The organism is Nitrincola sp., from assembly GCF_048264025.1.
Lineage (GTDB): Bacteria > Pseudomonadota > Gammaproteobacteria > Pseudomonadales > Balneatricaceae > Nitrincola.
Genome location: NZ_JBLXDN010000012.1, coordinates 54,926 through 76,007, shown reverse-complemented (window position 1 = coordinate 76,007; position 21,082 = coordinate 54,926). Strand labels below are relative to the sequence as shown.

19 protein-coding genes are annotated in these 21,082 nt (G+C 50.8%); 14 read left to right on the top strand and 5 right to left on the bottom strand.

Going from position 1 to position 21,082, the window contains the following annotated elements:
• Positions 1–363: 363 nt before the first annotated feature.
• From ACN0R1_RS10805 to ACN0R1_RS10785, 5 genes are all read left to right on the top strand, one after another.
• Complete coding sequence (locus ACN0R1_RS10805) at positions 364–1,941, top strand: methyl-accepting chemotaxis protein (protein ID WP_417582679.1); 1,578 nt, start codon at positions 364–366, stop codon at positions 1,939–1,941.
• Between the two features lie 23 nt (positions 1,942–1,964).
• On the top strand, positions 1,965–4,007 hold the full coding sequence (locus ACN0R1_RS10800; RefSeq protein WP_417582677.1) for a putative bifunctional diguanylate cyclase/phosphodiesterase: 2,043 nt from the start codon (positions 1,965–1,967) through the stop codon (positions 4,005–4,007).
• A 155-nt stretch (positions 4,008–4,162) separates the two neighbouring features.
• A complete protein-coding gene (locus ACN0R1_RS10795) occupies positions 4,163–4,507 on the top strand; it encodes a CG2 omega domain protein (protein WP_417582675.1) in 345 nt (114 codons plus the stop codon).
• Between the two features lie 1,181 nt (positions 4,508–5,688).
• A complete protein-coding gene (locus tag ACN0R1_RS10790) occupies positions 5,689–6,000 on the top strand; it encodes a helix-turn-helix domain-containing protein (RefSeq protein ID WP_417582673.1) in 312 nt (103 codons plus the stop codon).
• Positions 5,976–6,263, top strand: a complete 288-nt coding sequence (locus ACN0R1_RS10785; RefSeq protein ID WP_417582671.1) for a HipA N-terminal domain-containing protein — start codon at positions 5,976–5,978, stop codon at positions 6,261–6,263. Before ACN0R1_RS10790 ends, ACN0R1_RS10785 begins: the two co-directional genes overlap by 25 nt.
• 139 nt (positions 6,264–6,402) lie before the next feature.
• On the opposite strand, the gene ACN0R1_RS10780 is transcribed toward ACN0R1_RS10785, so the two are convergent.
• The 4 genes from ACN0R1_RS10780 to tatA form a co-directional block, all read right to left on the bottom strand.
• Complete coding sequence (locus ACN0R1_RS10780; RefSeq protein WP_417582669.1) at positions 6,403–6,693, bottom strand: hypothetical protein; 291 nt, start codon at positions 6,691–6,693, stop codon at positions 6,403–6,405.
• 171 nt (positions 6,694–6,864) lie between these two features.
• On the bottom strand, positions 6,865–7,602 hold the full coding sequence (gene tatC / locus ACN0R1_RS10775; protein WP_417582667.1) for a twin-arginine translocase subunit TatC: 738 nt from the start codon (positions 7,600–7,602) through the stop codon (positions 6,865–6,867).
• On the bottom strand, positions 7,602–7,946 hold the full coding sequence (gene tatB, locus ACN0R1_RS10770) for a Sec-independent protein translocase protein TatB (RefSeq protein WP_417582665.1): 345 nt from the start codon (positions 7,944–7,946) through the stop codon (positions 7,602–7,604). Before tatB ends, tatC begins: the two co-directional genes overlap by 1 nt.
• A gap of 11 nt (positions 7,947–7,957) precedes the next feature.
• Complete coding sequence (tatA, locus tag ACN0R1_RS10765; protein ID WP_417582663.1) at positions 7,958–8,212, bottom strand: twin-arginine translocase TatA/TatE family subunit; 255 nt, start codon at positions 8,210–8,212, stop codon at positions 7,958–7,960.
• A 245-nt stretch (positions 8,213–8,457) separates the two neighbouring features.
• Between tatA and ACN0R1_RS10760 the strand changes: the two genes are divergently transcribed.
• Positions 8,458–9,735, top strand: a complete 1,278-nt coding sequence (locus ACN0R1_RS10760) for a carbohydrate porin (protein ID WP_417582661.1) — start codon at positions 8,458–8,460, stop codon at positions 9,733–9,735.
• 436 nt (positions 9,736–10,171) lie between these two features.
• Positions 10,172–11,689 carry a CoA-transferase gene (locus ACN0R1_RS10755; protein ID WP_417582659.1) on the top strand — a complete coding sequence of 506 codons (1,518 nt, stop codon included), beginning with the start codon at positions 10,172–10,174 and terminating at the stop codon, positions 11,687–11,689.
• A gap of 10 nt (positions 11,690–11,699) precedes the next feature.
• Here the strand turns inward: ACN0R1_RS10755 and ACN0R1_RS10750 are convergent, their stop codons facing one another.
• The gene (locus ACN0R1_RS10750) at positions 11,700–12,347 is read right to left on the bottom strand and encodes a TetR/AcrR family transcriptional regulator (protein WP_417582658.1); all 648 of its coding nucleotides are present in this window, start codon (positions 12,345–12,347) and stop codon (positions 11,700–11,702) included.
• A gap of 153 nt (positions 12,348–12,500) precedes the next feature.
• Between ACN0R1_RS10750 and ACN0R1_RS10745 the strand changes: the two genes are divergently transcribed.
• The 7 genes from ACN0R1_RS10745 to ACN0R1_RS10715 all read left to right on the top strand — a co-directional run bounded on the left by ACN0R1_RS10745 (position 12,501) and on the right by ACN0R1_RS10715 (position 21,079).
• Complete coding sequence (locus ACN0R1_RS10745; protein ID WP_417582656.1) at positions 12,501–13,283, top strand: enoyl-CoA hydratase/isomerase family protein; 783 nt, start codon at positions 12,501–12,503, stop codon at positions 13,281–13,283.
• Between the two features lie 22 nt (positions 13,284–13,305).
• The gene (locus tag ACN0R1_RS10740; RefSeq protein WP_417582654.1) at positions 13,306–14,823 is read left to right on the top strand and encodes an aldehyde dehydrogenase family protein; all 1,518 of its coding nucleotides are present in this window, start codon (positions 13,306–13,308) and stop codon (positions 14,821–14,823) included.
• 22 nt (positions 14,824–14,845) lie between these two features.
• Positions 14,846–16,432, top strand: a complete 1,587-nt coding sequence (locus tag ACN0R1_RS10735) for a GMC family oxidoreductase (protein WP_417582652.1) — start codon at positions 14,846–14,848, stop codon at positions 16,430–16,432.
• Between the two features lie 256 nt (positions 16,433–16,688).
• Positions 16,689–17,438: an electron transfer flavoprotein subunit beta/FixA family protein gene (locus ACN0R1_RS10730; protein ID WP_417582650.1), complete on the top strand. Its 750-nt coding sequence runs from the start codon at positions 16,689–16,691 to the stop codon at positions 17,436–17,438.
• A gap of 12 nt (positions 17,439–17,450) precedes the next feature.
• Entirely contained in the window at positions 17,451–18,392 is a 942-nt protein-coding gene (locus ACN0R1_RS10725) for an electron transfer flavoprotein subunit alpha/FixB family protein (protein WP_417582648.1), read from the top strand.
• Between the two features lie 123 nt (positions 18,393–18,515).
• Complete coding sequence (locus ACN0R1_RS10720; protein ID WP_417582646.1) at positions 18,516–20,165, top strand: electron transfer flavoprotein-ubiquinone oxidoreductase; 1,650 nt, start codon at positions 18,516–18,518, stop codon at positions 20,163–20,165.
• A 77-nt stretch (positions 20,166–20,242) separates the two neighbouring features.
• Positions 20,243–21,079 carry an aldo/keto reductase gene (locus ACN0R1_RS10715; RefSeq protein WP_417582644.1) on the top strand — a complete coding sequence of 279 codons (837 nt, stop codon included), beginning with the start codon at positions 20,243–20,245 and terminating at the stop codon, positions 21,077–21,079.
• Positions 21,080–21,082: the final 3 nt, after the last annotated feature.

The window sequence follows — 21,082 nt, the reverse complement described above, 5'->3', positions numbered from 1 at the left end:
GAGTGTCGCATCATACCCGAAGCCGGAGTTTGGCAAAAATTGAATAAAGGTGAAAAAAAGAGCCCCTGCAAGAGGGGCTAGAAGAAGTCGGGATACCTGCTGCTTTGGAATATCCCGGTTCTTTGGTATAGCCAGATTCGTGCCAACTTTGAAACCGGGGAGAAATGGGTATTTATCAGGGAAATAGCTGTTTTTTACGCACCAATATTGTGCGCGCAGGCATAAAAAAGTGCATGTAAAAATGCGGTAAAACTAATATGCCATCATTCTTTGTAGGGTTATTGTTAGGCCTAAAAAACTAGAGTAATGTTTTGTCTAACAATACCAACAAAGTGAACTTTTTGCCGCAGGCAAGGGACTGTGATGAAAATTAATGAACCGGTGACACAAAAAGAACAAATCGTCTCGGAACATGCGAACATCCTTTCAACCACCGACCTCAAGGGAGCGGTCACCTACGTTAACCCTGACTTTATAGACGTCAGTGGATTCACTTCTGAAGAGTTGCTTGGACACAATCACAATATCGTCCGTCATCCCGATATGCCTCCGGCCGCATTTGCGGGCTTGTGGCAACGGGTGAAGTCCGGCCAAACCTGGATGGGACTGGTTAAGAATCGCTGTAAAAACGGTGATCACTATTGGGTAGACGCCTTCGTGATGCCGGTAGAGCGTGATGGCAGGGTCTGTGAGTATCAATCCGTACGTCGCAAGGCGACCCCCGAGGCTATTGCCCGGGCGGAACAGGTTTATCCCCGTCTGATGGCCGGGCGCAATCCGCTGTCATTTAATCCCTGGGCGAGCCTGGGACTGACCGGGCGCTTATTGGCAGCCGTCCTGATCCCCGGGCTGGCCGGGTTGGCACTTAACCTGTCGCATCCCGAAGAAAGTCCCATGATTTGGGCTGCCTTGATGACATTAATGTTGGCGGGCATGTTGTTGGTACTGTCGCCCTGGCGTCGACTGGTAGCAGAGTGCCAACAGCGTTTGAATGACCCCGTGGCTCGCTTTGTGTACACCGGTCGTCAGGATGATATAGGCCAGATTCGACTGGTGATTAAACAGTTGGGTTCAGAGTGTGATGGGCTGGTGGGGCGAATGGATGATTCGGCGAGGCAGCTTAAGGACGATGCTGAAATACTGAGCGAAGCGGTCAGCCAGTCGCACACAGGCATCCGCCAGCAATCAATTGAGATGGAGCAGTCTGCAGCAGCCATTAGCCAAATGTCTGCTTCCGTACAGGAAGTGGCGACCAATGCTCAACAGAGCTCCCAGGCGGCCGAAGAGGCTGTTGGCGAGGTGGCTCACAGCAAGCGCACCGTTGAAGCCACAACCACAGCGGTACACGATCTCCAGGCGCATATCGAGGAAGCCGAAGCGGTGATTGCTCAGGTGAGCGACCATAGCCGCAGCATTGCCAATGTGCTGGATGTGATTACTGATATATCGGAACAAACCAATCTGCTGGCGCTGAATGCGGCCATTGAAGCGTCCAGGGCCGGGGAGGCCGGGCGTGGTTTTGCCGTCGTCGCAGATGAAGTGCGCTCTTTATCCCTGCGGACGCAGAATTCGACCGGTGAAGTGCGCGCCATGATTGAGCAGCTGCAGGGCAGTGCCCGTAACGCTGTGGAAACCATCAACCAGGGACGTGCACGGGCAGATCACTGTGTTGGATTAAGCGATGAAACTGTACAGGCGTTGGACAAGATTCTGAGCGCGATTCGATGTATCAGTGATATGAGTGTGCAAACCGCCTCGGCGGTTGAGCAGCAGAGCAGCGTTGCCAGTGAGATAGATCGGAGTATTGTGTCTATTCAGGCTCTGTCTGAGCAAAACCTGGTGGCTGTCGAGCAAAGTGCTCATGCGGGTCAGCAGGTATTAACGGTGGCAACAGAACTGAATGCGCTCGCACACCAGTTCTGGTGTCGGCAGTCCGTATAATAAGAATGTGCAACGGTACACCGATGGATAAACAACGCCAGTTCCTGGATCTGACTGGGGATTTTATTGCCAGTCTGGATAAGGATTATCGCATTGAGTTCATGAACCGCTCGGGGCGACGTACATTGGGTGTCGCTCTGGATCATGATTTCCACACCGACCCCATGTATGTGCATGATTTCCACGACGAGGAAAATCTGCGCCTGCTACGTGAAGAAATTTTTCCCCAGGTTATATCCACAGGGGCCTGGACAGGCGCGATCCAGTTTCGTGCACTTGATGGACGTGCAATCCCTTTCAGACTCCGTGTGTTGGCGCATCTGGATGAACAGGGGTGTGTGACCGGCCTTACCGGTATTGGTCAGGATCTTCGTCTGCAGCAGGCCTTGCAAACACAGGAAGCGATGGCAGACCGTATTCTGGATAGCACCATCGAAGGCATCATGGTCACGGATGCAGATGCGCGTATTCAGCGTATCAACCCGGCCTTTACCCAGATTACGGGTTACTCGCTCGGTGAAATCCGTGGACTCACCCCTCGCTTCCTGCGTTCCAATCATCATGATCAGGCTTTTTATGACCTGATGAATGCTGCGCTAAGGGAGCATGGGCAGTGGCAGGGGGAGGTCTGGAACCGTCGCAAGTCGGGTGAAGTCTATCTGCAGTGGATGTCGATCAGTGCCTTGCGAGGGCAGGATGAGCAGGTCACGCATTACGTTTCGGTGTTACATGATTTGACCGAAATGCGGGCCAAAGAGGCTGAAATCGAGCAGCTGGCCTTTACCGATCCGCTAACGGGGGTCGGCAACCGTCACAAGCTGATTCAAACCCTGCATCAGCAGCTGGGCTGCAATGTCGATGAGCTGACGCCACTTGCGCTGATGTGCGTGGATTTGGGACAGCTGTCACCGATCAATGATCGCTTCGGTATGCGTGGCGGGGATCAATTGATTCGATGCCTCAGTCAGCGTTTGCGGGAGCTGACCAGCAATTCCTTGCAGCTGTATCGTCTCACGGGTGATGAGTTTGTGATTCTGCAGCTGAACTCCTGCGATTTGACCGATATCGCCCGTCAGGCGGTGCGCTGTATTCAGCTGCTGCAGCAGCCGGTTTCACTGGAGGGTGAAGTTATTCGCCTCAGCCCCTCGGCAGGCATTGCGCTGGCACCGAAGGATGCCGAGGATGCCGATACTCTGCTGGCCTCGGCTCAAACGGCCATGGCAGCGGCTAAACAGTCCGGTCGTGATGGTTTTCGTTTCTATGACGAAGCGATCAGCAACGCCATGTGGCGCCGCTTGATGCTGGAGCAACAGCTTATGCTGGCGACTCAGCCGGAGGCTGATCTGGGTCTGGAACTGTATCTGCAGCCCAAGGTGTCCTTACCGAGTGGTGAAGTCACGGGGGCAGAGGTCTTGCTGCGCTGGAATCATCCCGAGAAGGGGCTGATCTCGCCCGTCGACTTTATCCCGCTGGCCGAAGAAAGCCGCTTGATCGTGGCGTTGGATCGATGGGTATTTGTGCGCAGTTGCAAACTGCTGCAGGAAACGGCTCGGTCAGGACTGAAGCTGCCATGCATCAGTATCAACCTTTCGGCCAAGCAGCTGCAGGAACCGGATCTGGTCAGTTGGTGCCTGAAAACCGTGCAGCATTATGAGCTGGATCCCAGTTGTATTGAACTCGAAATTACCGAGACCGCCTTTATCAATTTGGCGGACTGCGTGCTTGAGCGTTTGCAGGGTCTGCGTGAGGCGGGTTTCAGCCTGGCGCTGGATGACTTCGGTACAGGTTACTCCAGCCTGACCTACCTGCGCCGCTTGCCGCTGGATGTGGTCAAAATTGATCGCAGCTTTGTTGCTGATCTTTGCCAGGATGAACGTGCTACAACCCTGTTACAAGGAGTGATGCAGCTGTTGGAAAAGCTGGATTTTTCCGTTGTGGCAGAAGGGATCGAGACTGAGGAGCAGGCCTCTCTACTGCATAATATTGGCTGCCGTATGGCGCAGGGGTTTCTGTTTTACCAGCCAATGCCTGCGGCTGAGTTTGTGGCGCTATATGAAGAGAAATAACAAGCCTCGGATGAGCCTGAGCGCGACTGAAACGGTTGCCTGAATATGGTAATTCCTGTTCCCTGACTATTATCCTAGGGCGTCTCAAGGATCGTTCGAGTGAGGAAATGGCAGTAATCTGCAGATATATCCAGCGCTACCTGGAATGTTGTGAGATGCGCAAAGCCAAACTGGCTTTGTCCGAGCTGGTTTATTGCACCAGAACGATGCGTACCCATACCCCCACACAAGGGAGGAAGGCCATGAATAAAAAAGTACTGATGATCACAGCGGTTCTCCTTTTCCCGTTGTCAGCGGCCCATGCCGAGATCACCGTATCTGGTGACAATATCGAGATCAGTAAGGATTGCATCAAGCTGGAAAGCGAAAATGTGACGGTTAAAACCGATGACTGTCGGTCAGATAAATTTGACAAGAAAGAACATGAGAATCGCAGTGTCCATGGTGACAATAACCCCGGTAAGGGGCACGACAAGGACAAACCGAAAAAGGATAAATAGCAGGATAGGGCAGTGGGCTTTTAGCCGAAGGGATGATTAGCCCGTTGCTACCAATCAAGAGCTGAGCTAGATGAGTGAGGTTGGCTCATACCTCTTTGCTTTAAAAACGAAAAAGCCGATCTCTTTCGAAATCGGCTTTCTCTGAATTTGGTAGCGGCGGCTGGATTTGCACCAACGACCTTCGCCCGGGGTTATCAAGGGCTGAGCCCGACGAGCTGCCAGTTCGTATCCCGTTGTTCTAAAAGCGAAAAAGCCGATCTCTTTCGAAATCGGCTTTCTCTGAATTTGGTAGCGGGGGCTGGATTTGAACCAACGACCTTCGGGTTATGAGAATGAAGTCGCTAAGATGCATTGTCAGTCTTAGATCACATAAAGTGCCATATAATCAGTACATTATGATGGTTTTGTTAGATTTTGGCTAGCTGTGTATGACACTTTTTGTCACTTATCGACAGTTGATACTGTCACAAGGATAAAATCATTTTTTACACATAAAATGACCTTCGGTGAGCGAATCTGAGACAGGCTTGGAGGGGGGCAGTGGTTCTGAGCTAGTCAAGCAGGCCAACAGGCAGTTAGATGGCCAGGGAGGGACGGCCTTTGCAATGCGCTTACAGCTGTATCAATGTACCTTTTAGGTGTGTGGCGGATCGTATGACGATTAATGAAGAGCTTATATACAAGAGGAGCAACAACTATCTGATCAATCCTCGATAGTATTTTAACCACCCGCTGCTTGTGCAGATAAGCCTGAATAATGGTTGCTATGCGGTTTGCTGCGCGTTGCAATGACAGTCTGGTCTATCTGCAGCCGGAAGAAACGTCGCTATGGGCGTACTCATGTCCGACAACGCCCTCAGTGAGATAACCGATAACCCTGAAGAAGTGTCGGAGCTGAAAACTCGATCTGATCTGATGGTACGCAGTTCATGCCATTGTAGAGGAAAGAGCTTGGTCAGGGTGGAAGCGTGTGATCAGCGCATTGTGCTCAAGATGGGTTCGCTGAGCGGTCACTGTTTAATTCTCCCCCTGACTACTAACATCAATAGTAAATATAACTGAACGGTTATTTTATGCCCGTAATACGCTAATAGGTTACATCTATAACCGATCGGTTATATTTTTTGTAAAGGCTCTAGTGTCCGGTATACTATAACCGTACGGTTATTTTAGAGGGTTTTATGAAGCTTCAAATAGAGAGCGTGGAGGACATCGGAACACTTGTTCGGTTTACACGTAAAGCCCAAGGGCTTCGTCAGGACGATCTGGGAGCAATGGCTGGGTGCAGTCACAAGTACGTGGTGGATGTCGAAAAGGGCAAGGCTACTATCCAGGCTGGGCTTTTGCTGAAATTACTGGAAGAGCTGGGCATTGAGGTAACCGTTGATTTACCCGGTGATGCGTCCGATCTACTCAAGAATACGCTGCTTTCTCAAGATACAAGTATTGCCGACCATAGGCGTGCAAAATGGCTATCTCAGATCGCACGTTAGTGGTGTGGTCGAACCACACCAGGGTCGGCACACTTCGGGAGCATAACAACCTCAGGGCCTTTGACTACGATCCAGAGTGGACGTTGTTCGACTTGTGCCCAATGCTGCCGTGTTCAGCAGGCAGCATTGAGGATGGATCGAGTAAGAGGCCAATCCAGTGGTTCTTCGATAATTTGCTCCCTGAAGAGGGCGCACGGGCGCTGCTGGCGGTTGATGCACAGATTAATGAGTCTGATGGCTTGTTTGTACCGAGTTGGTTTTAGATCTGAGTGACATACCTGGGTGCGTTGAGCAATACGAAGTAGTGACCAGCAGATCCTGTCAGTTCACGATGACTCAGCTCCGAATTCTAAGTTTGGCTGCCTGAGCGAGGCGGTGAAAGCTGGCTGTTGGTTCGGGAGATCACGAAGGTTTGCGGCTAGGCTTGAACGCAGAAGGGGCCTCTGCCGCGTGTTCTGAAATGGTTTGATTAGCCTGGTGTTGCTCTTTCAGGGTCGCCAGTGTCGAGAAAAAACAACCTTCACACAGGTGAATCTCGTATTGCTCACCATCATGGTTTGAGCCGTACCCCCAGTCGGCCTGCAGCGTGGCAAACTCAGGTGTAAATCCGTTCCCCTTTGTGGTGCTACCACCGCAGAGATCGCAGACAACATCGCTGACAGCTTCAATGGTTTGCGGGGTCATGACTTTCATAGTTGTTCTCCAGATGTATGCAGGTTGTGACCAGAACTCATTCGTTCAGGCTGCGCCGAATGCACGAGAACATGTATGAATCCCTGCATACTACAAGTGAAACTAATACCTACACCTAGTGTAGTATCTGGTGATTCAAATTGGCCATCTGAATGAGTTGCATCGAATTTATTAGTCTCGGGTTGTGTGCTTGACTATAAGGCCTCCCAGCAAGATCCCAAGCTCAAAAAGCATCCACATAGGAACAGCCAGAAGGCTTTGTGAGATGATGTCTGGTGGTGTCATCAACATACCCAGTACGAAGCAGCCAACAATTACATACGCCCGCTTTGAAGTGAGTTCTTCTACGCTTACTACTCGTGACCAGAGTAGCAGTAGGGTGGCGACTGGAATTTCAAATACGATACCGAATGCAAAGAAAAGCTTGATAACAAAATTCAGGTAGCTACTTATATCAGTCATCACCGCAATATTTTCTGGTCCGACACTGGTGAAAAAATCGAAGATGAGAGGAAATACGACAAAGTAAGCAAAGGATATGCCCAAATAGAACAGAAATATACTGGATAGCAGTAGAGGGATAGCTAACCTCTTCTCATGCAAATACAGGCCTGGTGCTATAAAGCTCCAGGCTTGGTGCAGCAAAAATGGCATTGCTAAGAAAGCGGAGAGAACCAATGTTAGCTTGAACGGTGCGAAAAAAGGGGAGGTAACATCAGTTGCTATCATGCTGGTACCCTCCGGCAATAGCGTGCTTAGAGGAGCTGACAGCCAAGTATAGAGTTCATTAGCGAAGTAGAAAAGGCAGAGAAAAATAATCAGCACTGCCATGAAGCAGCGTAGCAGGCGTTGACGTAACTCTATAAGGTGCGTCGCAACGCTCTGTTCTTTATCTATATATTTGCTCATCACGTTTCACCATTGTCAGTACATCCTATAGAGCCATGTGGGTCTGAAAGACGCTTCGAAGTCTTGTTCGGCTGATAATTTTCTGCAGCTGGTTGCTGTTGAAGAACATGATTGACCTCTCCCATTTCTTTTTTTGGGGCTCTCCTATCAGTGGCTGTAGTCCTTCGTGGTTCTTCAGCTCTCAATTCGTCACGAATTTCGGACTGAATTGAGGAGAATGAACGCCTGACTCTACCTAGCAAAAGGCCGCAGGTACGAGCTGCATGGGGCAGGCGTTCGGGGCCGAGAACAAGCAACGCTACTACGCCGATAACAAGTAGTTCTAAGAAGCCGATATCAAACATCGAAGGCGCTCTTACCTATTAGCACTGAGATCGGTTTTGTGATTAGCCGCATGGTGATTACTGAACTCATTGCTCTGCTCCGAAGACAGCTTCTTTGCGCTAGCATCGAACTGGGCTTCAGAGGGTTCTTCATCGACAGCTTTTTTGAAGCTCTTCAACGCGCCACCAAGGTCGCCACCAAGGTGGCGCAGTTTCTTGGTTCCAAACAGCAAAATGATGATGGCCAAGACTATCAGTAGCTGCCAAACACTAATTCCACCAAGCATGATATTCTCCTAACTCATTGTTTTTATGGTTTTAATCGCATTTTGGATTGTCAAGCATGTGATTAGGCACTGCCTCCATCTGATTTCTGAAGATGGCTTCATCTTTCAGTAACCATTGGGCTTGCACTCAGTGCAGAAGCACTATAACATCTCTTTTCGTTACTAACTAGTTAGTTACATAAATCTTGGTGCAAGATGCCAAGAAAGGCTCCCTAAAGAAACAGAAACTAAAATGGGAAATAACCGTGAAAAACAATCTTAATAAGAAGCACGGCTACTTGCTCGCTGGTTTGATTTCGAGCCTCATGGCTTCGAACATGACAATGGCTGCAATCGATGTTACTGACAAGAGTACTCTAGGTTTCGAAGGTTATATTCGAACAGGGCTTGGTGTTTCTAAAGATGGTGAAGGTTTGGTTGAGTTTACAGCGCCAGGTGCTGGGTCCAACTACCGACTTGGCAATGAGGCTGATACCAATCTTGAAATGGCATTCAATTACCGACAATTTTTCGATGCATCGAAGGATCCATCTGATCCATCTGTTCAGGCTTATCTGATGTTGGATGGATATACGGTTCACGACAGCGGAATTGATATCACCCTTGATCATGTAGCTCAGGCATACATTAGTTTCGATAATTTTGTAGGTGATGGAACTAAGGTTTGGGTTGGTCGTCGGTATTATGATCGACAAATCACTTATATGACTGACCATTTCTGGCTTAATACTGCTCAGAATAGCCAGGCTGGTGCAGGTATTGAGAATCTGAAGTTTGCTGGTGGCGATTTCAGTGCAGCTTTGATCCACGGTGAGGATAACCGGGATGGTTACGCAGTGGATTCCATGGGGTTGGACTTCCGGCTGAAAAACCTGGCGGTCAATGATGGTGGGTCTCTAAATTTGTGGGCATATTATAATGTGCGCCCTGAGGACGAGATCGCGGGCCTGGATAGTGAGTCAGGCTATGGTTTTGGTGTCTGGCATACCCAGAGCCTGTTTGATGGCAAAGGCTCAAATACAGTCCGGGCCCTCTATCGCGAGGGTACAGCTGTTCCTCAGCATGCATTTACACCCAACCCGCTAATGAATAACGGTACAACTGAAGATATTGATACTTTTGAGTTGGCTACTGACTTGGTTTTTTCTGCATCTGAAGATGTGGATGTTGGCTTTACAGCGCTCTATCGTGAAACCGATGAGACGACACTTGGCAATACCGTTTCAACCAAGTGGTACAGTGTTGGTGTAAGGCCCCAGATTGCTGTGACCGATCATCTGAGCTGGGTTTTTGACCTCGGGTATGACCGAGTAGATAACGGTATTACCGATGCTGGGGTTACAAAAACTGCTGCCGCATTCCAGATTGGTGCGGGCAAGGGGTATTGGGCCAGGCCGGTAGTGCGTTTCTTTGGAACATATGCATTCTGGGATGATGAGTTTAAAGGTCAAGTCGGCGGCGACACTTATGCCGACGATACCGATGGCTGGACTGCAGGTATCCAGGCCGAGTGGTGGTGGTAACACCAAATAGAGCGTTGTGACTTGTGAGATCTTTGTTGGTAAATTTTTCCCCTTCAATGCATATAGCTGACGAAATTTCGTGAGCTCGTAATGCTCTATAGTCGAGGTGCTGCCTTTCAGGGCTGAAGGGCAGCACCTTGGCTCCCCTGTTGTATCTATCTCTTTATTCCTCGATTTTTTGTTTGAACTCGGCTTTAAGGGTCTATGACTTTGAAGTCTGTCTCCGTGCGTCTTATCTGTCGCATATGATTGCGGGAGGTAGTTCCTTGTGTGTTCGGGTATTGGTTTACCTTGTGTAGAGACCGGTGAGTGATGGCTAGTCTCGGTGAAGAATAATTCTGGTTGACAAAGTAACTAACTGGTTAGTAATCTTTCGTTATTGGCATTACCGTTAGTAGTTAGCTATGCGGTTTAGATCGAATTTCGGAGATGTAATATGAAGATCAAGCAGTTGAGCGTAGAGGAAGCGGTAGCGCGAGTCCCCGATGGCGCGACATTGGCTCTGACAGGTTCTGGTGGAGGTTTGATGGAGCCTGATCTGGTGCTTGATGCTCTAGGAGATCGGTACCGTAAGACGGGCCACCCCTGTGGTCTGACAATTGTCCATGCTTTAGGTATTGGAAATGGCAAGGGTGGCGGCCTTGGTCACTTCGCTCAACCAGGAATGGTAAAGCGAGTAATTGGGGGGCACTGGTCTTGGGCTCCTGAGCTGCAACGCATGGCAAAGGATGGTGAGATTGAAGCCTACACGTTGCCAGCAGGTGTTATTTCGACTCTTTTGCGTGAGGTTGGGGCGGGTCGTCCAGGTGTTATCACGCCTATTGGGTTGGGGACTTTTGCTGACCCTGAAAATGGTGGAGGAAAGTGCAGCCCGACAGCATCAGAGGATATCGTAGAGCGTATCGAGCTTGATGGTCGCCCTTACCTTCGATATAAGCCGATTAAGATTGATGTAGGCATATTGCGCGGCTCTCGTGCCGATCTTCATGGGAATATTTCGACTGCAGATGAACCCGCTGATATGGACGCCTATGCTGTGGCGCTTGCTGCACACAACAGCGGTGGTTTTGTTATTGCACAGGTTAAAGGTATTCAGGAAGAACCCTTTGTACCAGCGCGTCAAGTAACAGTGCCGGGCGTGATGGTGGATGTATTGGTACATCATCCGGAACAGCATCAAAGTTATGCTGGTGAATACGATCCAGCTCTTTCTGGACAAGCTCTCCCTTCTAGTCGATCGGGCTGTAAGGAAGGACCGCAAGGCGTCCGTCGTATCATTGCAGGTTTGGCTGCTCGTGAGCTCCGTGCAGGAATGACGGTTAATTATGGTTTTGGTATCCCTGGTGGTATTTCGGCAGTGAGTGATCCTCAGGTTGTCAGTAACTGTTGGGAAATGGTCGAACAGGGAATTCACAATGGTGAGCTTCTCGATGGAGCCCTGTTTGGAGCAGCACGCTTTCCGGAAGCGATCGTGAGCTCATTGGAACAGTTCGACTTCTTTGCTGGTGGTGGCCTCGATATCGCTTTTCTTGGAATGGGGGAGATGGACGCGCAAGGTAATGTGAATGTTTCTCAATTGGGGGCATCTGTTGTAGGTCCTGGCGGATTTGTAGAGATTACTCAGGGGGCGCGTAAAGTTGTGTTCTGTGGCACGTTCGAGGCCAAGGGTTTGAGCGTTGCTGTCAAAAATGGAGCGCTTGAATTTATCTCCATGGGGGAAATTCCGAAGCTGGTTAAGCAGGTGCGGCATGTTACTTTTAGCGGTGCTGAAGCGGTTCGTCGTGGGCAAGAAGTGCTCTACGTGACTGAACGAGCGGTTTTTCGCTTAACGGCAGATGGCGTCGAACTGGTCGCCGTTGCCAAAGGGGTGGATGCTCAGCGAGACGTTATCGAGCGTATGGAGTTTCAGCCAGTGGTTGGAAACCTGGAAGAGATCGTGATCAGGGGAGAGTAGTCTCTCCCATTTAGTCGGGGCCTAGTGTTCGAAGGATGGTTTCAATATTGAATTGAATGCGTGCCTCCAGGGCCTGCGGGTCCATAAGATCACGACCATAGATGATGGAGCCGGTGAAGCGGTTGGTCAGGTAGTAATAGCCAATTGCAGCAATAGTAATATTGAGTTGTACGGGGTCGATACCGGCCCTGAAGACTCCTTCCTGTACGCCTCTATCAAGAATGAGGCTAACAGTATTGACCATGCTGCTATGTGCCTCTTGGATTACCTCTGAACTTTTCAGATGTTTGGCACGATGCAAGTTCTCGCTGTTGACCAGAGTCAGAAACTCAGGATGTTTTAAGTAGTAGTTCCAAGTGAAACGTACCAGGGTTTCAATCGCGTCACGAGGTGGTAGCTGCTCCAGGTTCAGCTTCTGCTCTGCTGCGCGGATATCTAGGTAGGCGTCTTCGATGACTCTCTGAAAGAGCTGTTCTTTATTACCGAAGTAGTGGTAAATCATGCGCTTGTTCGATTTCGCGCGCTCGGCAACTTCGTCAATGCGAGCTCCGCCTAGTCCCTTCTTTGCGAATTCTTTTTTTGCAGCATCAAGAATGCGTTTTTGTGTTGCCTCTGGGTCCCTGATTCTTGCTTTCTCAGGTGTAGTATCCATCTTCATGACCGTGATTCTATGTTTGCAATTGGCTGTCTTGGGCTTGCTTTTACCTGTCTAGTATTGGTTTTGCAAGTGTGTTGGCGCCTCGCGGGATTTCTGACTGGCTCACATCGCTAGTTGTCGAAACCTAAAAAAAGGTGCTAGTATACTAACTAGTTGGTTACTTATGGTGGTTGCGTGATTACATTCAATGTCGTGAATGATACTGCCCGACTCGTTCTAAAGCGTGCTGATCGTTGTAACGCTTTGACGGCATCTATGCTGGAGGAGCTTAAAGGGGCGCTTCGTCAAATTGAAAGCAACCATGACATTCGCGTGGTTTTGATTACCGCAGAGGGTGAGCGCTTTTTCTCATCCGGTGCTGATGTTAATGACTGGGGAAGGTTAAGTCCTCATCAAATGGGCCTTGAGTGGATTAGGCAGGGCAATCGAATTTTTCAGCGCCTTTCCGAGCTTCCGGTTCCTGTAATTTGTGGTTTACAAGGTCTCGTGTTGGGCGGAGGCGCCGAACTGGCACTAGCAGCTGATTTTTGTATCGCATCTGAAGATGTTGAGCTCGGATTTCCAGAAACAGGTATTGGGGCTATTCCTGGTTGGATGGGCTGTGCTCGCTTGGTTCAAAGCGTTGGTGTAGCACGAGCTCGTAGTCTGGTTTTGTCCGGTGATCTTATTGATGCCAAGAGTTTGAAAGGATGTGGCCTGGTTTACGAGGTTGTTCCGGTATCAAAGTTGGATCAGGCGATGGAAGCTTTGGCTGAAAGGCTTTGTCAGCGCTCAAGGACAGCTATAGCCGCTGCCAAACAGGTATTTGATGCAATCAGTGAAACTACAAAATTTGCGCCAGTGCACGAGCTGGCCGCATCTGTTTGTCGAGGATCTGTCGATGGGCAGGAAGGCGTCAATGCATTCCGCGAAAAGCGTGCCCCAAGATTTGAATAACAACAAAACGGAGAACGCCGTTATGAGTTTTAACTTTGTTCCGGTCAATATGTCGGATTCGAGACTACCCAAGACCGCTAAGCGCTATCAGATGTTTATCGATGGCAAGTGGACAGATGGGAGTGCTGAAAGTACTTTCGTTCGGAATAGTCCTGCCCACGGGATCCCGGTCAGTGAATATCCTCGAGGTGGTGAAGTCGATGTGAATGCTGCCGTCTCAGCGGCACGCCATGCATTTGACGCCGGTGTCTGGTCGCGTATCAGTGGCGCTGAACGTGCGGAGGTATTGTTGAAGGCCGCCGCACTTATTCGAGAAAATGCAGAGCAGTTGGCGCTGGTTGAAACGCTTGAGACCGGTAAGCCAATTCAGCAGTCTCGTGGAGAAATTCTTGGCGCAGCTGGCTGTTGGGAATATGCGGCGGGGATGGCACGTGCGATTCATGGTGAGAGTTTTAATAACTTGGGCGAGTCGATGTTTGGGCTTGTTACCCGAGAGCCTGTGGGCGTAGTTGGTGTAATCACCCCGTGGAATTTTCCATTCTTTATCGCATCTGAGCGTTATCCCTTCGTTCTAGCTTCGGGTTGCACCTTGGTAGCCAAGGCAGCAGAGATTACCTCAGGGACAACCTTGATGCTTGCGGGCCTACTCAAGGAAGCTGGCCTGCCGGATGGGGTTTTCAATGTTGTAACTGGCCCGGGTTCGGTAATTGGTAAGGCGCTAACCGAGCATCATGACGTTAATATGGTGTCGTTCACCGGTTCGACAACTGTCGGTCAGTCCACCATCGCTGCTTCTGCCAAAAATATTAAAAAACTGGGTTTGGAACTGGGCGGAAAGAATCCACAGGTTGTTTTCGCAGATGCCGACATTGATGCTGCGATCGACGGTACTTTGTTCGGGCTGCTGTTCAATAGTGGTCAGTGCTGTGTAAGTGGTAGTCGACTTATCGTTGAACGTTCAATTCATGCCGAGTTCTGTGAACGTTTGCTTGAACGAGCAGCGAAGGTGAAAATTGGCGATCCTCTCAACGAGGAAACCCAGGTTGGGGCAATCATTGATGAGCGTCAGTTCACAACCATCATGCGCTACATTGGCCAAGGCCAGAATGAAGGTGCCAAGTTGGTTACTGGCGGCGATGTGTTGGGGGATAGGCCGGGACTATTCATCCAGCCGACTGTCTTCGATAAGGTCGATTCTGGAATGTCGATCTTCAGGGAAGAGATTTTCGGTCCGGTACTCTGTATAACGTCGTTCGACACTTATGAGGAAGCCATTAGCATTGCCAACGATTCTTGCTTTGGCCTGGCTGCAAGTATCTGGACATCCAATCTGGATAATGCCATTCGAGGGTTCCGCGACCTGAAGGCTGGTCGCCTTTGGGTAAATACTACCATTAGTGGTGGGCCTGAGCTTCCGGTTGGAGGTTTCAAAGAGTCAGGTTATGGTCGTGAGACGGGCTCCTATGGTCTCGAGGAGTACACTGAAGTGAAATCGGTGCATGTGCATCTTGGTAAGCGCCACAAGTGGCTCGTAGAGTGACGAGTGCGTTACGGAGGTTAGTATGTACGACTATATCATAGTTGGCGGCGGTTCATCTGGTTGTGTATTGGCTTCTCGGCTAAGCGAGATGACAGACGCTAAAGTATTGCTACTTGAAGCGGGACCGAGAGATCGAAACCCCTATATCCATATACCTGTTGGTTTCTTCAAGATGACGGGAGGCCCGCTTACATGGGGGCTTACAACCGCACCTCAGCGCCATGTAAATAACCGGGAAATCCCGTTTGCACAAGCGCGTGTTATCGGAGGAGGGGGATCCATCAATGCTGAAGTCTTCACTCGTGGGGCTCGTGAGGATTATGACCGTTGGGCGGAAGCCGAGGGGTGTTCAGGCTGGACTTATGATGAGGTAATGCCTTATTTCAAAAAGTCTGAGGATAACGACACCCTTGCTGATGGCTATCATGGTGTTGGAGGGCCGCTTGGTGTCTCCAATCCAATTAGCCCAAATCGTATGAGCAAGGTTTTTGTGCAGGCTTGCCAGCAAGCGGGGTTGCCTTACAACCCTGACTTCAACGGGAAAAAACAGGATGGTTGTGGTCTATATCAGACCACAACACGTGGTGCGAAACGCTGCTCAGCCGCTGTTGGCTACCTTAATGATGCACGTCAGCGACGAAATCTTGATATTTGGGATGGCTGTGTATCGACACGTATCTTGATTGAGAATGGCCGTGCGGTTGGCGTGGAATTCCAGCGCAAAGGCAAGGTTGAGCAGGTTCGGGCTTCCCAGGAAGTGATCGTGGCATCTGGTGCTATTGGTTCTCCTAAACTTCTGATGCTATCTGGTGTTGGGCCTGCTGACCATCTGCGCTCCCTGGGAATTGATGTGCATGCTGACTTGGCGGGTGTCGGGCAAAACTTGCAGGACCACTTTGGTACAGATGTTATATATGAACTGAATGGGCAATACAGCTTCGATAAATATGCCAAGCCTCACTGGATGCTATGGGCTGGGCTTGAATACCTGCTGTTCAAAAAGGGCCCGGTTGCATCGAATATCGTTGAGGGCGGCGCCTTCTGGTATGCGGACAAATCGTCGGATACGGTTGATACTCAATTCCACTTCTTGTCGGGTGCTGGCGTTGAAGAGGGCATACCGGATGTGCAGTCCGGCGCAGGTGTCACAATGAACAGTTATTTTCTCCGGCCTCGCAGTCGTGGGGCTGTGAGCTTGAATAGCGCTGACCCGTCAGACTCGCCTATTGTTGACCCTAATTATTTAGCTGACCCTTATGACTTACGTATGTCGGTAGAGGGGGTAAAACAGATGCGTGAAATTATGGCTCAGAGCGCATTCAGCAAGTATATCCGGGGTGAGCATATGCCAGGAGGGCACGTCCGAACTGACAAGGATTATGAGAACTATATCCGGCAGTATGGGCGTACATGTTATCACCCGGTTGGTACCTGCAAGATGGGTTTGGACGATATGTCTGTTGTCGACCCTGAGCTCAGGGTGAGAGGGGTGGAAGGGCTACGGGTTGTGGATTCCTCAGTAATGCCAAGCTTGGTCAGCTCAAACACCAATGCTCCAACCATCATGATTGCTGAGAAAGCGAGCGACCTCATACGTAGCTCTTTCTAGTTGCTAATTGTCATGCCCTGTTCTACGTAAGACTACCAGTCTTGTGTTATAGCCCGAGTACTATTGTACCGGGCTTTTTTTGGCCCTCATTTAAGCTTTGTATATAGGGGAAAAATTCTCAAATTACCTGCTATAAGACCATTTTGTATTCATTCAATGGACTGTTGCTAGATAAATAGCATGCTGCTACTATACTAACTAGTTAGTTACAAATAGTGTTTAAAAGCATGATATCAATCTATTCTGGGAAGTGACTATGAAGGTACTAGTCTCCGTAAAACGAGTCATCGACTACAACGTCAAGGTGCGCGTCAAGTCGGACAACACCGACGTGGATCTGGCCAACGTCAAAATGGCCCTGAACCCCTTCTGTGAAATCGCCGTGGAAGAGGCCGTACGCCTGAGGGAAGCGGATACCGCCTCTGAAGTGGTGGTCGTTTCCATCGGTCCTAAGGCTTGCCAGGAGCAGATCCGTACCGCACTGGCGCTGGGCGCCGACCGTGGTATCCAGATCGAGACCGACGAAATGCCGGAGTCTCTCACCGTGGCCAAGCTGCTGGCCAAGGTGGTTGAGGAAGAGAAGCCGGAGCTGGTCATCCTGGGTAAACAGTCCATCGATTCCGACAACAACCAGACCGGCCAGATGCTGGGTGCGCTGCTCGATATGCCGCAGGGTACCTTCGCCTCCGAGGTCAAGGTTGCAGACGGCAAGGCCAGCGTGACCCGTGAAGTCGATGGCGGCCTGCAGACCGTTGCGCTGAACCTGCCGGCGATCGTCACTACCGATCTGCGTCTGAACGAGCCGCGTTATGCCTCTCTGCCGAATATCATGAAGGCGAAGAAGAAGCCGCTGGACGTGAAAACGCCGGCTGACCTGGGCGTCGAGCTGAAGGCTCACACCCGTCTGTTGAAAGTGACGCCGCCGGCCGAGCGCCAGGCGGGCATCCGCATCAGCAGCGTGGATGAGCTGGTCGACAAACTGAAAAACGAAGCCAAAGTCGTATAAGGGGGTGATCTGATGGCTATTCTGGTAATTGCAGAACATGACAACAGCACCCTGAAGGGTGCAACTCTGAACGCCGTTACTGCGGCTTCCCAGATCGGCGGTGAACTGCACCTGCTGGTGGCGGGCGAAGGTTGCGGTGCCGTGGCCGATGCCGCTGCACAGGTTGCCGGTGTCAGCAAGGTGCTGGTGGCAGACAATGCGGCTTACGGACACCAGCTGGCCGAGAACCTGTCCAAGCTGGTAGCTGATTTGGCTAAAGAGCAGGGCAAGGACTACAGCCATGTGATCGCACCGGCGACCACCACCGGCAAGAACGTGATGCCGCGCGTCGCAGCTCTGCTGGATGTGGCACAGTTGTCCGACATTACTGCCGTTGAGTCCGAAAACACCTTCCAGCGTCCGATCTACGCCGGTAACGCCATCGCGACCGTCGAGTCGCTGGACCCGATCAAGGTGATTACTGTACGCGGTACCGCTTTCGACGCCGCCGCCGAAACCGGTGGCAGTGCCAGCGTGGAAGCCGTGGCTGCTGTCCATGATTCAGGTACCTCTGACTTCGTCGTTGAAGAGATGGCGCAGTCCGACCGTCCAGAACTGACCGCGGCCAAGGTCGTCGTATCCGGTGGTCGTGGCATGGGCAACGGCGAAAATTTCGCCATTCTGGAAAAACTGGCCGACAAGCTGGGTGCTGCCGTGGGTGCATCCCGTGCCGCTGTCGATGCCGGCTTTGTGCCCAACGACATGCAGGTCGGTCAGACCGGCAAGATCGTGGCGCCAGAATTGTATATCGCTGTGGGCATCTCCGGCGCCATCCAACACCTGGCGGGCATGAAGGAATCCAAGATCATCGTCGCGATCAACAAGGATGAGGAAGCACCGATCTTCCAGGTGGCGGACTACGGTCTGGTCGCCGACCTGTTCGAGGCAGTGCCAGAACTACAGGAAAAACTGTAGCAATTATCTGTTTTGAAATTACAGGTATAGCACTGTGAAATTCTCCACTGGGGAATAAGTGAAGACGGCTCTTTACCCTAGGTTTCCCTAGGGTTTTTTTTACTTGAGGGGAGGTCATCAAAGATGGATCGAGAAGCGATGGAATTCGATGTGGTTATCATCGGAGCAGGCCCTGCGGGCCTGTCCACCGCCTGCCGTTTAATGCAGCAGGCACAGGAAAACGAACAGGAACTGACCGTCTGTGTGGTCGAAAAGGGCTCTGAAGTCGGTGCTCATATTCTGTCCGGCGCGGTGGTTGAGACCCGTGCCCTGGATGAGCTGTTCCCGAACTGGAAAGAGCAGGGTGCACCGCTGAATACGGCGGTGACCGAAGACGAAGTCTATCTGCTGAAAAATGAGCAGCAGGGTACCAGGGTGCCCAACGCGTTCGTGCCCAAAACCATGCACAACCAGGGTAACTACATTGTCAGCCTGGGTAACCTGTGCCGCTGGCTGGCGGAGCAGGCGGAAGCGCTGGGCGTTGAAGTCTTTCCCGGTTTTGCCGCCTCCGAAGTGCTGTTCAACGGGGATGGCAGTGTCAAAGGCATCGCCACCGGCGATATGGGTGTCACCGCCGAAGGCGAGCAGGGTCCCAACTACATGCCGGGGATGGAGCTGCACGCCAAGTACACCATCTTCTCTGAAGGCTGCCGTGGCCATCTGGGCAAGCAGCTGATCAACAAGTTTAGTCTGTACAAGGGCGCTGATGCCCAGCATTACGGCCTGGGCATCAAGGAGCTGTGGGATATTCCGGCGGAACAGCACCAGCCCGGTCTGGTGGTGCACGGTTCCGGCTGGCCGCTGGATAAGGAAACCAGTGGTGGCTTCTTCCTCTACCACACCGATAATAATCAGGTGGTCGTTGGTTTGATTATCGACCTGAACTACAAGAACCCGCATCTGAGTCCGTTCGACGAGTTCCAGCGTCTCAAACATCACCCGGTACTGGCGCGTCATCTTAAGGGCGGCAAGCGTGTGTCCTATGGTGCCCGTGCGATTACAAAGGGCGGCTACAACTCCCTGCCGAAGATGACCTTCCCGGGCGGTCTACTGCTTGGCTGTGATGCCGGCACCCTGAACTTCAGCAAGATCAAGGGCACGCACACGGCCATGAAATCGGGCCTGATTGCAGCTGAAGCGATCTTCGAAGCACTGAAACAGAACGATGAGGGCGGCCAGGAACTGGAGCGCTTTAACGCGCTGTTCAAGGAGTCCTGGCTGTATGACGAGCTGTATCGCTCACGCAACTTCGGCCCGGCGATGCACAAGTTCGGTCAGTTGGCGGGTGGTGCCTTCAACTACATCGACCAGAACTGGTTTGGCGGTCGTATTCCGGTGACCCTGCATGACAACCATCCGGATCATGCCCAGCTGGTACCGGCGGATCACTATGAGCCGATCAAGTATCCTAAGCCGGATGGTGAACTGAGTTTCGACAAGCTGTCGTCAGTGTTCCTGTCCAACACCAACCACGAAGAAAATCAGCCCTGCCACCTGAAACTGGCCGATGCAGATATCCCACTCAAGCAGAATCTGAAGCTGTTTGCAGAGCCGGCGCAGCGTTACTGCCCGGCTGGGGTGTACGAGATCGTCGAGGACGAAAACGGCAAGCGGTTCCTGATCAACGGTCAGAACTGCCTGCACTGCAAGACCTGCGACATCAAGGATCCGGCCCAGAATATCACCTGGGTCACGCCTGAAGGCATGGGCGGGCCCAACTACCCGAACATGTAGGTAGCCGGGTAGGTAGGCGCTACTCGGGCTGCCTCTTTTATATTTTATAATACGTACTCAAAGTAACAGTGGTGACAATGTTTGAAATTGGTAAAACACAGATTCCTGCAGTTGGGTTTGGAACATTTCCGTTAAAATCGAGTCAAGCACAAAATGCTGTGGAGATGGCTTTTGATGTTGGCTATCGGCATATTGATACAGCACAAATGTATGGAAATGAAAAAGATGTAGGCGAAGCTATACGTTTTTCAGGTTTGTCTAGGGAAGACTTTATTATAACTACAAAGATTGATCCATTAAATGTAGTACCTGAGCGTTTTTTGGCATCTGTAGAGCGTAGTCTTAAAGACTTGAGGCTATTCTATGTTGACTATTTGTTGTTGCATTGGCCAATTAATAGTAAAAGTCAAATTCAACCACTCGAGCTTTTGATGGAAGCTAAACGCAGGGGCTACGCCAAACACATTGGAGTGAGTAACTTTACATGCTCGCAGCTGAAGGAAGCTGAGAGCGAGTTCCCGGGACTTATTTCAATCAACCAGATTGAGTTTCATCCATTGCTTGACCAGAGGCTTTTGCAAAATGCTTGTAGTGACTTAGGTATAAGCTTGGGTGGCTATTGCGCTTTAGCCAGAGGGGCCTTTATGAATAATGAAGTTTTAGATTCCATAGCTCATAGTTATGGTAAATCAGTGCCGCAAGTTGCATTGCGTTGGATTATTCAGCAGGGGGTAGCAGCTGTCGCAATGTCTACTAAAGAATCAAATGCTCGGGCCAATTTGGATATTTTCGACTTTGAATTATCAGAGAATGAAATGAATACTATAGGCTTGCTTCGGAAAGCGAATAAGCGTGTTGTTTCTCCACGTGAATTGTCCCCGGTCTGGGATGCCCCAATAGTGAAGATTGAATAGGCA

Coding starts and splice junctions, on each gene's coding strand:
- ACN0R1_RS10755 (WP_417582659.1), top strand. CDS start 10,172: ATGAAGATCAAGCAGTTGAGCGTAGAGGAAGCGGTAGCGCGAGTCCCC.
- ACN0R1_RS10725 (WP_417582648.1), top strand. CDS start 17,451: ATGGCTATTCTGGTAATTGCAGAACATGACAACAGCACCCTGAAGGGT.
- ACN0R1_RS10800 (WP_417582677.1), top strand. CDS start 1,965: ATGGATAAACAACGCCAGTTCCTGGATCTGACTGGGGATTTTATTGCC.
- ACN0R1_RS10790 (WP_417582673.1), top strand. CDS start 5,689: ATGAAGCTTCAAATAGAGAGCGTGGAGGACATCGGAACACTTGTTCGG.
- tatC (WP_417582667.1), bottom strand. CDS start 7,602: ATGAGCAAATATATAGATAAAGAACAGAGCGTTGCGACGCACCTTATA.
- ACN0R1_RS10795 (WP_417582675.1), top strand. CDS start 4,163: ATGCGCAAAGCCAAACTGGCTTTGTCCGAGCTGGTTTATTGCACCAGA.
- tatA (WP_417582663.1), bottom strand. CDS start 8,212: ATGCTTGGTGGAATTAGTGTTTGGCAGCTACTGATAGTCTTGGCCATC.
- ACN0R1_RS10805 (WP_417582679.1), top strand. CDS start 364: ATGAAAATTAATGAACCGGTGACACAAAAAGAACAAATCGTCTCGGAA.
- ACN0R1_RS10735 (WP_417582652.1), top strand. CDS start 14,846: ATGTACGACTATATCATAGTTGGCGGCGGTTCATCTGGTTGTGTATTG.
- ACN0R1_RS10730 (WP_417582650.1), top strand. CDS start 16,689: ATGAAGGTACTAGTCTCCGTAAAACGAGTCATCGACTACAACGTCAAG.
- tatB (WP_417582665.1), bottom strand. CDS start 7,946: ATGTTTGATATCGGCTTCTTAGAACTACTTGTTATCGGCGTAGTAGCG.
- ACN0R1_RS10785 (WP_417582671.1), top strand. CDS start 5,976: ATGGCTATCTCAGATCGCACGTTAGTGGTGTGGTCGAACCACACCAGG.
- ACN0R1_RS10715 (WP_417582644.1), top strand. CDS start 20,243: ATGTTTGAAATTGGTAAAACACAGATTCCTGCAGTTGGGTTTGGAACA.
- ACN0R1_RS10740 (WP_417582654.1), top strand. CDS start 13,306: ATGAGTTTTAACTTTGTTCCGGTCAATATGTCGGATTCGAGACTACCC.
- ACN0R1_RS10720 (WP_417582646.1), top strand. CDS start 18,516: ATGGATCGAGAAGCGATGGAATTCGATGTGGTTATCATCGGAGCAGGC.
- ACN0R1_RS10750 (WP_417582658.1), bottom strand. CDS start 12,347: ATGAAGATGGATACTACACCTGAGAAAGCAAGAATCAGGGACCCAGAG.
- ACN0R1_RS10780 (WP_417582669.1), bottom strand. CDS start 6,693: ATGAAAGTCATGACCCCGCAAACCATTGAAGCTGTCAGCGATGTTGTC.